The 222-nt window shown below is 43.7% G+C and carries 1 protein-coding gene; it reads left to right on the top strand.

Features of this window, described 5'->3' with window-relative positions:
* On the top strand, nt 1-222 hold a 222-nt coding region (locus ADH54_RS07595), incomplete at both ends, for a pneumococcal-type histidine triad protein (protein WP_049524641.1).

Consider the following 222-nt stretch of genomic DNA (forward strand, 5'->3'; position numbering starts at 1 on the left):
GGTCAGCCAGTTCAAAGTCATACCGATAATCCGAAACCAAGCAGTACAGATAAACCAAGTTCAACACCAAGTTCAACCATTAAACCAAACTTTAATCTCAATACGCCGACACCGAATCGAGGAACTGGAGGAGCCTATACAACGGATGATGGGTATGTCTTTAGTCCGACAGATGTGATTGAAGATACAGGAGATGCTTTTGTTGTACCGCACGGCAATCAT

Source organism: Streptococcus pseudopneumoniae (assembly GCF_001072315.1).
Classification (GTDB): domain Bacteria; phylum Bacillota; class Bacilli; order Lactobacillales; family Streptococcaceae; genus Streptococcus; species Streptococcus pseudopneumoniae_R.